Raw genomic sequence first — 14,912 nt, 5'->3', positions numbered from 1 at the left:
AATAACCTCCCAAAAATTGGGTATCCGGGAAGTTTTTAATGCTAAAACGTAACAAAATTTGTGTTTTGTTAAATGGAAAGTGATTGAAATACATGAATAATCATCTTATTCATGGGGGGCTTTGGATGTTGTTGATTCGTTTCACGTGAAACATAAATGACATTCCTGATCTTCAGTTTATTTAAACTCATAACGCCATGTACCTAAATCATGATTGACTTGCTAAAACTCAAGTTTGGGGCTTTGGATACAAATCTCATCAGCTTTTCAGGATTTAAATTGATGGAACTAATGAGGAGTTTTATACGTATCTAAATATTTCCAAGGATAGATTTTGCCCATAGACCCTGTACATTGTCCTGAACAGAGAGGCATCTTGAATCGGTCAAATGCATGTCTCAGCCACTCAAAAGTAGAATGAAAATGCCGAGGTAAGCTCAGCCATGTCGAATAATAGTGATATTGAACTGTCGAATTCCGATGATTGTGAAAAGTACGTGAATCAGTTTATTCAGGAGTTTCCTTTACGTCGCGCGGAAATCGGGCAGGGCACCGTGATTAAACGCGCCTTGCCGAGCCGGCATAAGCGCATGATTGGTGCCTGGTGTTTTCTGGATCATGCGGGTCCGGCCAGTTTCCCGCAAGGAGATGGTTTGGATATCGGCCCTCATCCACACATTGGTCTGCAGACCTTTACCTGGATGATCGAAGGCAGCATGATGCACAATGACAGTCTGGGAAATCAGCAATTGATTCGTCCCAAGCAGGTCAATCTGATGACCTCGGGTTATGGCATTTCACATACCGAAGTCTCTCCTGAAAGTGAAACGCATATGCATGCAGCGCAGTTATGGATTGCCTTGCCGGATGACAAGATCAATATGGTACCGGGTTTTGAACATTATCCTGAATTGCCGGTCATAAATGAGCAAGGCATTGAATTTACTGTGCTGGTCGGAGAATATTTAAAAACGAGATCACCAGTTAAAGTACATAGTGAATTGCTAGGCGTGGATGTGTATGCAGCTGAAAGTAGCAGTATGCGCTTGCCGCTGAATCCGAAATTTGAATATGGTTTTATGGTGCTTGAAGGGACGGCCAGCATCAATGGGCATGAACTGACAGAGGATAATATGTTGATCCTTGAGCCGGGCTTACAGCAGGTCAATGCTGAAATTCATGCCGGGAGTCGGGTGTTATTGATTGGTGGGGAACCATTTGAAAGCCCGATTTTACTGTGGTGGAATCTGGTCGGGCGTACGACAGAGGAACTTAAAATTGCGCGGGAACAATGGATTGAAGGTCATGAACGTTTTGGTTCTATTCCTGCCTATGATGGGCCACGTTTAGAAGCCCCTGCATTTCCAGACCAGATGCGTGCTTCCCGATAAATGCTAAAAATGATGGGAATATGGAGCGCTGTCTGAATTGAACTCAAATAGTGAATCTGCAACATAGGATACATATCATTACAGTCATCAAAAAATGAGCTAGAGTCTGCTGCTTTTTGCTATGCTCAGTGAGCAAAAACAATAAAATCATGAGTCTAATATGCGTGTTTTACATCATCTCGAACAATCACGATCATTTCGTATCCTGTGGGCCATGGAAGAATTAGGACTGGATTACGAGGTTAAATACTATAAACGTCAGCCCAACCTTTCTGCGCCACCGGCCTTAAAACAGATCCATCCATTGGGTAAGGCTCCGATTCTGGTCGATCAGGGTCAGGTACTGGCGGAATCTGCGGCGATCCTGGAATATTTACAGGAAAATTATGATGAAAAGCAGCAGTTTCGCCCAGAAGATATTGCCGACAAGGCCCAGTACCGTTACTGGATGCATTATGCGGAAGGCTCATTGATGCCGCTGCTGGTAATGCAACTGGTGATGACCACTGTACCAAAACATACCCCGTTGCTGATTCGGCCGGTGGCCAAGAAAATCTGCGATGGAGTGAAGAAACAGTTTGTGCAGAGCCGTTTAAAAGATCATATCCAGTTTCTGGAAAGCTATTTGAGTGAGCATGATTATTTTGCCGGTCATTTCAGTTTTGCCGATATTCAGATGAGTTTTCCTTTGGAGGCCATGCAAAGCCGGACGGGTCAAAGCTATCCAGCGATTCAAGCCTATCTGAAACGGGTCTCGCAACGTGCTGCTTATGCGCATGCACTGTCCAAAGAAAAACAGATCAGCTTTTAAACGCTTAAAAGAAAAGGTGCCGATGGCACCTTTTTTGAGGGTTATCTTATTCTGGAAAGCTGAGACGCTCTTTGGGGAAAACTACCTTAAATGTGGAACCTTGGTTTTCCTTGGACTCAATTTCCAGATGTGCCTGATGTTGCATCAGCACATGTTTGACAATCGCGAGTCCCAAACCGGTACCGCCAGTACGGCGGCTGCGGTCTGAATCGATGCGGTAAAAACGCTCGGTCAGACGTGGCAGATGTTTGGGATCAATGCCGATACCGTTATCTTGCACCACAAAATAGGCCGATTCACCATCATCATGCCAGCCGATAGTGATGGTACCGCCTTTAGGTGTGTACTTAATGGCATTGGTGATCAGATTACTAAAAGCGCTGGCCAGTTCCATATCTGAACCGATCAGATCGCAATGGCTGTCAATATCCAGATTCAGGGTATGACCATAATCAATATTATAGGCTTGGGCATCATCGAATAGCTGATTCATCAGACTCGGCATTTCAATGATCTGGTTTTTGGCAATATTTTTATCATTTTCCAAACGTGACAGCAGCAGCAGGTCATTGACCAGTGCATTCATGCGTCGGGTTTGCGACTGCATCTGATCAAAAGCGCGTTTCCAACGTGGATTGATATCTTCCTGATCGGTAAAGGTTTCAATATAGCCACTGAGCACGGTCAAAGGCGTGCGCAGTTCATGGGAAATATTGTCGACAAAATCCTTTCGCATCTGTTCGAGATTGTGCATCCGGGTCACATCATAAGCGACCAGTACCCGGCTTTCTCCGCCAAAACGGGTCATTTTGACCTGTACATAATGGTCTTCAAACAGCGAAGAACGCATTTTCAGGCCGTCCGGAGATTCATCAATATGGTGATAGTATTCGATAAAGCTTGGTTGGCGTAGCAAGGTCAGGATATTACGGCGACGGTCATCACTGGAGATTCCGAGCAGACGTTCAGCCGCCGGATTCCACCATTCAATCTGCTGGTTTTCATCAAGCAGCACCACAGCTTCTTGCAAGGCCACCAGTGAAGACTGGGCACGGTCGATCAGTTCGACCATTTCCGCCTGAACAATCCGTTCCTGACGTTGGGCGCGATAAACATTGAAAAGTAGCGCACCCCAAATCCCGCCAATATTCGGTGGAACATCATAAGGGCGATTGGAAATCCATTCATTGACCAGATATAAGGAACGCATTTGGGTCGCAAAGAATGCCACGAAGGCAATTACGATACAAATCCAGAAATACCCAATCCCAAAACCGATAAAGCTGGCGATAATTAGGAAAAAAGCCAGTAGGCGTAAATCCTGCTTCGCAAAATCCCATAAACTGCTGTAACGGATTCTTTTGTGTTCACGTGCCAGTTCGGGGACAGGGTAGGGTTCATACATAAAACAAGATTTACCTTAAAAGATATTAACCTAAAGCGACATCTGAACGGGTCGAAAAGCGATAGCCTGTTCCGCGAACGGTCTGTACAAAACGGTCTACACCATAAGGTTCCAGCACTTTACGCAAACGGCGGATATGCACATCGATGGTCCGGTCTTCAATATAAACGTTACCGCCCCACACCTGATCCAGCAATTGCGCACGGGTATAGGCACGTTCCGGATGGGTCATGAAGAATGCCAGTAAACGGTATTCAGTCGGCCCCATTTCCAGAATGTTGTTGCCAAAATTGACCCGCTGGCTGACCGGATCCAGAATCAGGCCATTGGCATCAATGGTTTTTTCGCCGCTCAGGGCATTGGCACGGCGCAGTACCGCCTTAATCCGGGAGACCAGTTCTCGGGTCGAGAATGGCTTGGTCATGTAGTCATCGGCACCGGCATCCAGACCTTGTACTTTATGGTCTTCTTCACCGCGCGCTGTGAGCATGATCACCGGAATTTCTGACAGGCTTTCATCACGTTTCAGACGACGACACAGGTCCACACCGCTGACACCACCCGGCATCATCCAGTCCAGCAAAATCAGTGCCGGACGCTGATCCACAATCATCTGATGCGCCTGCTTGGCATCTTCTGCCTGTAAGCACTGAAAACCGGCCATATCCAGAGAGGTATGGATCATTTCCCGAATCGGGAGTTCGTCATCGACGATTAATATGTAGTCATCTTTCACAACGCAATACCCTATTTCATGTAAACGGTGAACCGTTTTATATTTATGACAGGCTTATTACAAAGACTAATTATGACAGTATCATTGCAGAAAGGGAAAAACTGCTGATATTCGCAAAAATTTGTGACAAATATAGCGCAGAAACTTGTTAAAAAATCATAAATTAATTTTACTCATTTCCGTAGTACAGCATAAATCTGCAACTGACTGGTAAATGTAGGAAAGCCTATTAAGCACAGGATTTAACAGCTATTTTTTCTCGGAAAATGACTCGAGCAGCGTCAAAAAAACCACACTACAAGACGATAAAACTTCCTCAAGCGAATGCTTAAAACCACTCATCACCCAACGAATAGCAATTTGGGTGACATAGCCATTTAAACCGGTCGACACCAGTGAAATTTCCTGCTCACTACGATTTAACTGCGGCATCATCAACATGACAAAAGCATGAATCATCCGATCGAAACGTGACATGGTTTCATGAATAGTGGCCTGATTATGCAGTTCCTGCACCAGCATGGCATCAATATAAATGATCCGTGCCATGCGCGGATTGTCACGCAGGGTAGTGAGCAGCGCACTCAAACCGGCTTCGATCATTTTTTTCGGATCTGTCGAGGCCTGCATCATGGCCTGCATGACATTCTGTTGCAGTTCATCAATCAGTTTTAGGAAAATGGTCTGAAACAGATGTTCGCTTTTCTTGAAGGATTCATAAAAATAACGTTCGGTTAGTTTGGCTTCATTGCAGATATCTTTGACAGTAACTGAAAAAAAACCATAACTACCATAGGCTTCAATCCCGGCTTCGATGAGCTTTTCACGACGTGCCTGCTGCCGTTCAGCCATCGACAGGCCTTTAAACTGACGTTCCTTGGTTTTGGCGGGTCGTGATTTTGCTGCTGAGTCGATTGAATCGGTCATAAGGCCTGTGTGCTCATCTGCATGAAGATTTTGAATATCTTAACAATAAATCACGCTTAGACCTATATGGAAATGCTGCCCTGAAATTTGGCCTCTAAGGATATGGGATAATTATTGACAATATATATTGTCAAAACTATATTGAGGATCTGTGCTAGCTCCTGAAACAACAGAACAAGATCCTGCTGTCATGGAATGGCAGTTCTTTACATAAGGAAATTGAATGAAAAATTTTAACAATAAAGTCGCTGCGATTACCGGTGCCGGTTCAGGTATTGGCCAGCAACTGGCGGTATTACTGGCTCAGCAGGGTTGTCACTTGGCGCTGAGTGATATCAATGAACAAGGTCTGGCGCAAACCGTGGAATTACTCCAAGGGACTGATGTTCGTGTGACTATCCAGAAGGTGAACGTGGCTGATCTGGAACAGGTGCGTAATTGGGCGGCACAGGTCGAAAAGGATCATGGCAGTGTCAATATGATCTTTAACAACGCTGGCGTTGCGCTGGGTTCAACCGTTGAAGGGGCGTCTTATGAAGAACTAGAATGGATTGTCGGAATCAATTTCTGGGGCGTAGTTTACGGAACCAAAGAATTCTTACCTTTGATCAAGAAAACCGGTGATGGTCATATCATTAATATTTCTAGTCTATTTGGCTTAACCGCACAACCGACCCAGTCTGCCTATAATGCAACCAAGTTTGCAGTGCGTGGTTTCACTGAATCCCTGCGTCAGGAACTGGATCTGGAAAATTGCGGAGTCAGTGCACTCTGTGTACATCCGGGCGGGATCCGTACGAATATTGCCAATGCGGCAAAAATGAATAACAGTCTGCTGACTTTAGGTATGAATCCGGAAAAATCAGCTCGTAATTTTAATAAACTATTGCGTTGTCCACCTGCAGAAGCTGCCCGTCAAATTCTGGAGGCGGTACAAAAAGACAAGCGCCGTCTGCTGATCGGTAATGATGCCAAAGCGATTGACCTGATTCAGCGGATCTTGCCGACTGGTTATCAGCATGTCACTGCAGTGGCGACCCAGTTTGGCAAAAAGAAGAAAAAATCTGCTTAAAAAATTGCAAAACAGACCCGTGAAAGCGGGTTTTTTTATCGCTGTACTAGGGTCTAATTTTTTGCAAATGAGAGTGTTAGATACTGTAATGCTCTAGGCATACAAAATCCTGCATCTAAATCAACGCTTCAACCGTTTTTTTCTTCCAGACAAACTGATAATACAGTCCCTGCAAAATACACAGGCTGACAAAGGCCAATGCATAGGCATACCAAATACCTTCCAGACCCCACCATCGGCTAAACAGATAAGCTGCAGGAACTTCAATACAGAGAATGGCAAAAATGTTGATCAGCATTGGCATGGTCACCGTTCCACTTGAGCGCATGATCGAAGCAAAAATGGCACTGGCACCAAAAAACAGGATTGACCACAGCACAATAAATAGCAGTTGTTGTCCCAGTACTACAACCTTAGGATCGGTAATAAATAAGGCCATCAAATATTTGGAGAACAAATAAGCCAGAATCACCAGACCGCCGGTAAACAGGATATTCATACTCAGCGCAGTCCGGGTAACTTTATTGAGCAGATCCGATTTACCTGCGCCAATCGCTTGAGCACCAAATACAGACGCGGCAATCCCAATCGACAAAGCAGGAAATTGAATATAATTTAAGACCTGATTGACCGCGCCATAGGCCGCTGTTGCTTCTGCACCATAGCGGTTGACCAGTCCGACAATCACCAGTCCGGCAACTGAAGTCGTGACCATTTGCACACCAGTAGGAACCCCCAGTTTCAAGATCATTCTGCTCAACTGTGGCTGATGACGAATATTTTTTAATAAGGCCCAGTCCAGCTTGAGCGGATGTTGCCTATAATTCAAATACAGGATTAAAAACAATAGGACCGCCAGATTTCCCAGAATAGTGGCAATCGCCGGCGAGATAATGCCCATTTTAGGAAAGCCAAAATAACCGGCAATCAGGACCGGTGTCACCACCAAACCCACCCCAATGGTAAGTGCGGAAGCAAACAGGGGCGTGGTACTGTCGCCAACGCCGCGCAAGATCGAGGTATAAATAATATAGATAAAAATTAAGGGGCTACCCGCCAGCATCCATTGCACATAGGGTAAGGACAAATGCATCACATCCGGATCTGTGCCGAGCGCCAAAAGAATATTCTCAGCAAAAATCACCCCGAAAAGCGCAATCAAACTGCCGCCAATCAAGGTCATAAATAAAGTTGAGCCGACCACACAGCGCACTTTTTCTATATTTTTTCCACCCCAAGCCTGTCCAATCAATACGGTAGAACCGGCGGACAAACCAATCACAAAAGCCATCAGACAAAACAGGATCGGAAAAAAAACGGCAACAGCAGCAATTGCATTGACCCCAAGCATTTGTCCCACAAAAACCGTATTGATCGTGCCGGAGAGACTTTGCAGGATATTGGTCGCAATTAATGGCAACAAAAAAACCAGAAAGGCTTTCCATAAATTCTGTTGATGAATCAGTGAGTGCTGTGCCATGCGACATCCTGTGATTGAATTATCATCTATTTATTGATGCAGCTATTATTCGGCAGAATATAAAAAAAAGCCTTAGCTTTTAAGTAACTAAGGCATTTATTTTATGAGATTTTTAGTTAAAAAATGAGTTAAACCTTTGAAAGAATTTGACCTGCCTGGATCAAGGTTTGTTCTTTTTTTGCAAAGCAAAACCTGAGCAGGCGTAAATCTGCAGGAGGATGCTGGTAGAACGCGGAGACTGGAATCGCAACAATCCCATGTTGCTCCGCTAGAAAATGACACATGGACAGATCATCCAGCTCAGGCCGAATATCCGAATAATCCAGGTTTTGAAAATAAGTTCCTTGCGAAGGTGTCCATTTAAAGCGTGAGGTTTTAATGGATGAGTTAAACAAATCCCGTTTATTTTGATAGAACTGGGACAGTTCGCGTATATGTTCAGGATGCAGTTGCATATATTCCGCCAGGGCGACCTGAACGGGCGTCACACCGCAAAAACTGGCAAATTGATAAACCTGTCTGAACATTTTCATCAGTGCGGGTGCAGCAATACAAAATCCGGTTTTCCAGCCGGTGACATGGAAGGTTTTACCAAAGGAACCAATCACAAAACTGCGTTCACGAAGCTCTGGAAATGACCGGGCCGAATAGTGCTGAATGCCATCAAAAACCAGATGTTCATAGACTTCATCAGACAGCACCACAATATTTCGTTCACGAATCAACTCAATCAGTTGCTGCCAGTCAGCTTTGGACCAGATACTACCGCTGGGATTATGCGGACTATTCACGATAATCATGCGGGTACGCTCATTAATCGCATCTTTGACCTGATTCCAGTCCACAGAAAAATCAGGATGCTGCAAAGCAATATGCACTGGCTTTGCACCCACCAGTTGTACCGCAGGGCCATAACTGTCATAGCTCGGATCGAAAATAATCACCTCTTCACCGGTGCACACCGTAGCCTGAATCGCACAAAAAATCGCAATCGTCGCCCCAGGCGTAATGGTGATTTCCTCGACAGGATCAATATTCAGCTGATCGCGCTGTTGATACAGATCTGCGACCAGATCTCGCAAGACTGGCAGGCCATCACCCGGAGCATATTGGTTAAATCCATTCTGGCTGGCCCGGTTTAATGCTTCAATCAAGGTAGGAGGTGCGGCAAAGTCCGGAAATCCCTGAGAAAGATTCAAGGCTCCCAGATTCTGAGCCAAGGCGGACATGGTGCTAAAAATGGTCACACCCAAATCCGGGAGTTTAGAAGGAAGTTCCAGCATGTCCTTGGCCTTGAAAAATGAGATTTGAGTTAGTGTAGCAGCAAGTTTTAGCCTGAATCATGAGAAAAATAGGAAATATTGAGCACAATTCTTGATGAGTGTTTGCATCCTGCTATTTCATATTTGCAGTTGCGTGGTTATAAATTAAAGGCTTAATTATGTGAAATACATCGCGAGCTGGACGAAGTGGGTAACTTTTCCTAAACTTTGCCGCACAATAATAAAGCTTAAAACTATAACGATAAAATGCCAAAACCTATTCATATGCTGCTGGAGCAGCTCGGGCTTAAGCTGCAGCATCGCGCCCTGCATCTGCAGTTTTCATATCCTCCCTTAAATCAGCAGGTCTTTATTCAGCGGATTGAAGGCCAGCATCAGATCAATCACGGCCTGCAGGCGGAACTGATCTGTCTTTCCACTGACGCGCATATCGCCTTGAAACAGTTTATTGGATGTCGGGTCGCAGTTGATCAGGTCACAGACCACGGTGAACTTTTTCGGACCACGGGTATTATTACTGCCGCCAGTCAGGGGCAAAGTGATGGTGCTTTAACCTTGTATAAACTGACGCTGAATGATGCGACTGTACTCTGGCAGAAGCGTCGTAATAGTCGGGTCTTCATGAACAAGACCGTGCGCGAGATCAGTGAGATTCTGTTTAGTGAATGGCAAAACAGAAGCGCACTCTTTGCGGCCAGTCTCAGCCTGGATTTGACAGGACTCAGTCGGGACTATGATGCCCGGCCTTTTGTGATGCAATCCAATGAATCGGATTATGATTTTCTGACCCGCTTATGGCGTAGCGAAGGAGTTAACTGGCTAATTGATGAAAAGCAATTGATGGTTCCCTTGTCGACCAGTGAAATCCAAGCGCAGTGCTTAAAATTGATAGATCATTCCCAATATTTTTCAGCTTTAAAACGACGTTCAATTCGCTTTCATCGCAGTCATGCCACTGAACAGCTGGATACGATGACCAGTCTGATTGCAGTACGCCAGCTCAATCCGACCAGCACCCAGACCCAGCGCTGGCACGCCCAGCAACTCGCTCAGGACCAAAGTCAGCCATTATGGAGCAATCATCAGCACAGTGGTGTTCAGGAAAATGCTGCTCTTCAGCTTGAAGATGCCTGGAGTATCAGTCCGGCATGGACAGCTGACTTGAATGGCGAGGATCAGGCGACGGCATCTAGTAGGGCACAACTGGATCGACTCAATCAGCAGCTCAATGATTATCATACTTTGCAGTCCAAATATTTCAAAGCGAGCAGTAGTGTGCGTGATGCACAAGTTGGTTACTGGTTTGAATTACAAGATCATCCTGAAATAGATCAGCATCCGGCCAATGAGCGTGAATTTCTGATTTTAGCGAAGCGTTTTTATAACCAGAATAATTTACCCAAAGATATTTTATTGCAGCTGGACAGTTTACTCGATAAAAGCACTTGGCAGATACCGGAACAAGAGCGGCAGGCCAATGAGCTATATATTGTGCGCCGTGATATTGCAGTAATCCCCGAATATCAGCCTTTGGTTCATCGTCCGGCAGCTTATCCGCAACGCGCTCGGGTGGTCGGGCCTGAGGGGGAAACCATTCATGTTGATGCTTGGGGACGAGTGAAAGTTCGCTTTTTATTTACCCGAAGCGAGGATCATCAGCATGATGGCGGTGCAGGCAGCAATGACAATGATAGTGATTCTGCCTGGGTGGATGTTTTGACCCCTTGGGCGGGTGAGGGCTATGGCATCAGGTTGCATCCGCGAATTGGCGAAATTGTAGTGATTGACTTCTTTGAAGGTGATATCGACCGGCCCTTTGTGGTGGGACGAATTCATGAAGCAGAACGGCATCCGACCATGTTTGATGCGAAAGGAGAGCTTCCTGCGACCAAAAAACTCAGTGGCATCCGTTCTCAGGAGGTCGATGGCGAAGGTTTTAACCAGCTTCGTTTTGATGATACCCCTGAACAGATTAGTGTGCAGCTGCAAAGTAGTCATGCAGCCAGCCAGCTCAATCTGGGAAATCTAAGTCACCCCAAAGAAAGTGAAAGCAGCGAAGGTCGAGGAGAAGGGTTTGAACTAAGGACGGATCAGTGGGGTGCCATACGTGCAGGAAAAGGCTTATTAATTTCCACTTATCGGCAAGATTCAGCCGCAGGCAATCACTTGGAGGCTGACTCAGTCAAAGAACAGCTTGAATCGAATCTCAATCATAGTAAAGCCTTGAGTGATATTGCTGAACAACAGCAGACTGATCCGCTGCAATTTTTTGATAGTTTAAAACAGTTTCTGAGTCAGATTGAAGCTGAAGATCAAGCCAAGGCTGCCGCATTTAAACAGGCCGTGATGTTATTAACTGCCCCCCAAACGATTGCACTGAGCACAAATGAAAATATTCATTTATCCGCTGATCAGCAAATCAATCAGAGTGCCGGGAATAATATTCATTTATCCACACAGAAATCTTTAGTTGCTCATGCACAGGACAAGATCAGTTTATTTGCTGCTCAAGAGGGTGCGAGTCTCTATGCTGCTCAAGGAAAAATTGAACTACAAGCCCAAGATGATGCGATTGAAGCGATTGCCCGCAAGGTAATCAAGCTTATTTCGACTGAAGACAAGATCGAAATCACCAGTCCGAAGGAGATCGTACTGACCGCTGGAGGGTCTCAAATTAAGATCAATGGTGGTGGAGTAATGGTCACAACTGGTGGGAAATTTGAGTGTAAGGCAGGGCAGCATAGTTTTATAGGAGGGGCTAAAATTTTCTATGAAATTCCTGAGTTACCTAAAGCTGGCCCCTACGCTGTAGATTTTTTATTCAGTAGTTTAGGTGGTAAAGGCATTGAAGGTGCACAGGTAACTATGTTCGCACCCAAAAATAAGGAAATCTTGTGGGAAAGTAAAACTGATTTGAATGGTAAGACTCAATTATCTATTTTTGAAGAATCATTAGCTTATGAAGCATTAGTTGGATTTAATCAATGGTCAAGTATCTTTGAAGATTTGGAAACTAAAGTAACTGATATAGAAGATGAATTTGATGTGGGAGAGCATGGAATTCAGTTAGAAGACATTAAATAATTATAAAGGTACTCTCTGTGAATTATTATATTGTAAAAAAAGGAGATACATTATGGGGTATCTCAAGAAAATTTAATATTACTGTAAAAAAAATAGCTGAACTTAATGAGTTAAATAGTTCTGCTATTCATAAAATAAAAATAGGTCAAAAAATATATATTAGTAAAACAGATAAGATTAATGCTGAAGTAGTTTTAAGAATTATATTATTAGATTTGTCCTTTAAGTTAATCCCAAAAGGTATTGTAAAATTAGAATATGATGGTAAGTCAAATGACATAGTTTTCAAAGATGGTGTGATCTATGATTTAGAAATTTTAGATCATTCAAAGGGACTAAAAGTTTATTATAAAAATATTAAAGGTACCTTTGATTTAATAGCTAATTATAAAAGTTTACCTATAGGGAAAAAAGTTTTAAGGTTGACTTCAAGGCAAATGAAGGTTTCAGGTACTCACTATCCTAAATCAGGTATAGTCCAGCAGAAAGTTGATGAAATTAAAAAATCATTAAAAAATTTAGCAGAGCCAATTATAAGGGGAGGAGATGAACAAAATACTAGTCAATCATCTATAATTTTACCCGAACCAAGAAACGATCAAAAAAGGACTGATTTGGGTAATAGTACTCATATAATTGCAAGTCAATTTACAGAAGAGAACTTTATTCTAAATACAGTAAATAATAAATATAGAAAATTTGTTATAGATGCTTCAAGGCGTCATGGGTTTACACCTCATAGCCTCGCAGCTTTAATCCATGCTGAGGCTGCAAAAAAAAGTAATGGTGAATGGGATCCGGAAAGTTTTAATGCAAGTACAAATGCTGCTGGATTAACACAATTTTTAAAAGGTACGTGGCTTGAAATTTGTAAAAATCAAGATACTTTAATAGGGCAATATGCTTCAAAAATTAAGAAACTTACTGAGAAGCAACTTCTCAGTCTGAGATTCAATCCTGAATTCTCTATTGATGCAGCAGCAGCTTATGCAGTTGTTAACTTTAAATGGTCAAAATTACCTTATCAAAAATTAACAGAACCAAGTTCAATCGCGAAACTTGCTTATCTATTACATCATGAAGGAGCAGGCGGTACTAGGTCATTCATACAGAATAGTTTTTCTCAAGAAAGAGCGAAAAATTTATTATTTGCACAATTTGGAAGTAAAGGTAAACAAAGAGCTTCAGATTATTTGAAAAGATATAATGATGATGCAAAAGCTGCCTATGGAGCATGGTTAAGAGCTTATATTGATGCACATATTAATATTTATGATTATGTACTGGATAAATCAAAAACTTCCGGGGCGAATTTATCTTTAGAGGAAACAATAAAAATTTTATTAGGACAAGCTTCTTCACCAACACCAACACCAACACCAACACCAACACCAATCTCAAGTAAAGAAGTACAAGAAAATAAAACTGTAGGAGGAAGTGAAATATGGGTAGATCCTTTATCAGTAAATAAGTTAAGAACTGCTGGTCTTGCAAATATCAAAAGTGCCACCTTTGGGAAGGTTAGAAATGGAGGTACAAGAAATCATCAAGGTATAGATCTAGCTGCTGACTCAGGTACAAATATTTTTGCAGTATGTAGTGGCATTATTGCTGTCGCAAAGGATAGTGGAGGGCCATATGGTAAAATTGTTGTATTAGAAGTAAATATTGATGATCTGCCTATACAACAAAAAAAATATGCATTAAAAAAAATTATAAATAGCAATTTTATTTATTTTTTTTATGCTCATTTATCTATTATAAATGTTGAAAAGGGAGATGCTGTGGATGTTACGACAGTTTTAGGTAAAACAGGGTCTAGTGGAAATGCGAGTGGAATGACTACTATATCAAAGGGTGGACATTTGCATTTTGAGACGAGAAGTTCGCCATTGTTGGGTAAAGGTTTACAAGGAAGATTTGATCCTATTCCTTTTTTTCTAACAAAATTAATTTAGGCTTTTTGAAATATGAAAATAATTAAATTTCTGGTAATAATTGGTAGTTTTTTTTCATTATCATGTCATTCTAAAAATATAGATTGGAACGATTATCAGCAGAGTGCTATACAGATTAATGAACCAGTTTTATTTTTAGATCATTTTGGTGAATTCTCTCAATTAAATAATAACTTAAAGTTAGGTTTAATTGATTATGGAAATAAAAATAAAAAATATTCTGGTGGGAATTACGTCCTTAAAATTTATGGTATTGAGGTCTTAAATAATCAAAAAGAATATTATTTATTTAAAAGTACAGTACCTTTGAAGTCTAGTGTTGATTTAAAAATACTCTATCAAGATGAAAAAATAGTGGCTTTTCGAACACGAGAATTCAGCGAAATAGATTATGTAAAAAGACCTTATAAAAAATTTAGCTCTAATTTATTTATATATAACAAATTATCAAATTTAGTTGTTGAAGCTCCAGTAGTAGACTCTTCATCTGCTAATTTAGAGAGTGATTATGTAAATATATTAGCGGGTGATAATTTTTCTTATATTCTAAAAGAAAAAAAATATTTATATGAAGCAGATGTTAGAGAGTCTAGTGGTAAATTAGAGAAGTATAAATTAATATTAAATTCTGAATTGAAATGTTTGTCATCTACATTAGGGTGTGAAAGTATAAAGAGACTGTAAATTAAATTGTGTAATTGCCTGAATTTGCTATGTTCATATTCACAACGGAGTCAGGCAACATGATGAACGAACAAAAACTAA

At 42.2% G+C, this 14,912-nt stretch carries 11 protein-coding genes; 6 read left to right on the top strand and 5 right to left on the bottom strand.

Translation table 11 applies throughout. The features are described from left to right. Nucleotides 1-443: 443 nt before the first annotated feature. Nucleotides 444-1,391, top strand: a complete 948-nt coding sequence (locus NI466_RS13165; protein WP_253173808.1) for a pirin family protein — start codon at nucleotides 444-446, stop codon at nucleotides 1,389-1,391. Between the two features lie 160 nt (nucleotides 1,392-1,551). After that, nucleotides 1,552-2,202 (top strand): glutathione S-transferase family protein, encoded by a 651-nt coding sequence (locus tag NI466_RS13160; RefSeq protein ID WP_253173807.1) that lies wholly within the window; start codon nucleotides 1,552-1,554, stop codon nucleotides 2,200-2,202. 46 nt (nucleotides 2,203-2,248) lie between these two features. Here the strand turns inward: NI466_RS13160 and phoR are convergent, their stop codons facing one another. The 3 genes from phoR to NI466_RS13145 all read right to left on the bottom strand — a co-directional run bounded on the left by phoR (nucleotide 2,249) and on the right by NI466_RS13145 (nucleotide 5,270). Beyond that, nucleotides 2,249-3,607: a phosphate regulon sensor histidine kinase PhoR gene (gene phoR / locus NI466_RS13155; RefSeq protein WP_005264642.1), complete on the bottom strand. Its 1,359-nt coding sequence runs from the start codon at nucleotides 3,605-3,607 to the stop codon at nucleotides 2,249-2,251. Nucleotides 3,608-3,632: 25 nt separating this feature from the next. After that, complete coding sequence (phoB, locus tag NI466_RS13150) at nucleotides 3,633-4,343, bottom strand: phosphate regulon transcriptional regulator PhoB (protein ID WP_004280972.1); 711 nt, start codon at nucleotides 4,341-4,343, stop codon at nucleotides 3,633-3,635. Between the two features lie 249 nt (nucleotides 4,344-4,592). Next, entirely contained in the window at nucleotides 4,593-5,270 is a 678-nt protein-coding gene (locus NI466_RS13145; protein WP_253173806.1) for a TetR/AcrR family transcriptional regulator, read from the bottom strand. Nucleotides 5,271-5,493: 223 nt separating this feature from the next. On the opposite strand from NI466_RS13145, the gene NI466_RS13140 reads away from it, so the two are divergent. Then, nucleotides 5,494-6,342, top strand: a complete 849-nt coding sequence (locus tag NI466_RS13140; RefSeq protein WP_253173805.1) for an SDR family NAD(P)-dependent oxidoreductase — start codon at nucleotides 5,494-5,496, stop codon at nucleotides 6,340-6,342. 115 nt (nucleotides 6,343-6,457) lie between these two features. On the opposite strand, the gene NI466_RS13135 is transcribed toward NI466_RS13140, so the two are convergent. Beyond that, complete coding sequence (locus NI466_RS13135) at nucleotides 6,458-7,822, bottom strand: MATE family efflux transporter (RefSeq protein WP_253173804.1); 1,365 nt, start codon at nucleotides 7,820-7,822, stop codon at nucleotides 6,458-6,460. 128 nt (nucleotides 7,823-7,950) lie between these two features. Next, on the bottom strand, nucleotides 7,951-9,105 hold the full coding sequence (locus tag NI466_RS13130) for a methionine aminotransferase (protein WP_253173803.1): 1,155 nt from the start codon (nucleotides 9,103-9,105) through the stop codon (nucleotides 7,951-7,953). A gap of 246 nt (nucleotides 9,106-9,351) precedes the next feature. Between NI466_RS13130 and NI466_RS13125 the strand changes: the two genes are divergently transcribed. Genes NI466_RS13125 through NI466_RS13115 form a run of 3 tightly spaced genes read left to right on the top strand, consistent with a single transcriptional unit; the run spans nucleotide 9,352 to nucleotide 14,831 of the window. Then, complete coding sequence (locus NI466_RS13125; RefSeq protein WP_253173802.1) at nucleotides 9,352-12,189, top strand: type VI secretion system Vgr family protein; 2,838 nt, start codon at nucleotides 9,352-9,354, stop codon at nucleotides 12,187-12,189. A 17-nt stretch (nucleotides 12,190-12,206) separates the two neighbouring features. Further along, nucleotides 12,207-14,147 (top strand): LysM peptidoglycan-binding domain-containing protein, encoded by a 1,941-nt coding sequence (locus NI466_RS13120; protein WP_253138104.1) that lies wholly within the window; start codon nucleotides 12,207-12,209, stop codon nucleotides 14,145-14,147. A gap of 12 nt (nucleotides 14,148-14,159) precedes the next feature. Continuing rightward, nucleotides 14,160-14,831, top strand: coding sequence for a hypothetical protein (locus tag NI466_RS13115; RefSeq protein ID WP_253173801.1), 672 nt, complete (start codon nucleotides 14,160-14,162; stop codon nucleotides 14,829-14,831). Nucleotides 14,832-14,912 lie beyond the last annotated feature (81 nt).

This window comes from Acinetobacter lwoffii, from assembly GCF_024129595.1.
GTDB classification, from domain to species: Bacteria; Pseudomonadota; Gammaproteobacteria; order Pseudomonadales; family Moraxellaceae; genus Acinetobacter; species Acinetobacter lwoffii_O.
Note: the sequence above shows the minus strand (reverse complement) of the source record. Positions and strands in the feature narration are given on the sequence as shown.

Excerpts from the sequence above, each read along its gene's own strand:
- NI466_RS13130 (WP_253173803.1), bottom strand. The coding sequence starts at position 9,105 with ATGCTGGAACTTCCTTCTAAACTCCCGGATTTGGGTGTGACCATTTTT.
- NI466_RS13115 (WP_253173801.1), top strand. The coding sequence starts at position 14,160 with ATGAAAATAATTAAATTTCTGGTAATAATTGGTAGTTTTTTTTCATTA.
- NI466_RS13145 (WP_253173806.1), bottom strand. The coding sequence starts at position 5,270 with ATGACCGATTCAATCGACTCAGCAGCAAAATCACGACCCGCCAAAACC.
- NI466_RS13140 (WP_253173805.1), top strand. The coding sequence starts at position 5,494 with ATGAAAAATTTTAACAATAAAGTCGCTGCGATTACCGGTGCCGGTTCA.
- NI466_RS13125 (WP_253173802.1), top strand. The coding sequence starts at position 9,352 with ATGCCAAAACCTATTCATATGCTGCTGGAGCAGCTCGGGCTTAAGCTG.
- phoR (WP_005264642.1), bottom strand. The coding sequence starts at position 3,607 with ATGTATGAACCCTACCCTGTCCCCGAACTGGCACGTGAACACAAAAGA.
- NI466_RS13160 (WP_253173807.1), top strand. The coding sequence starts at position 1,552 with ATGCGTGTTTTACATCATCTCGAACAATCACGATCATTTCGTATCCTG.
- NI466_RS13135 (WP_253173804.1), bottom strand. The coding sequence starts at position 7,822 with ATGGCACAGCACTCACTGATTCATCAACAGAATTTATGGAAAGCCTTT.
- NI466_RS13165 (WP_253173808.1), top strand. The coding sequence starts at position 444 with ATGTCGAATAATAGTGATATTGAACTGTCGAATTCCGATGATTGTGAA.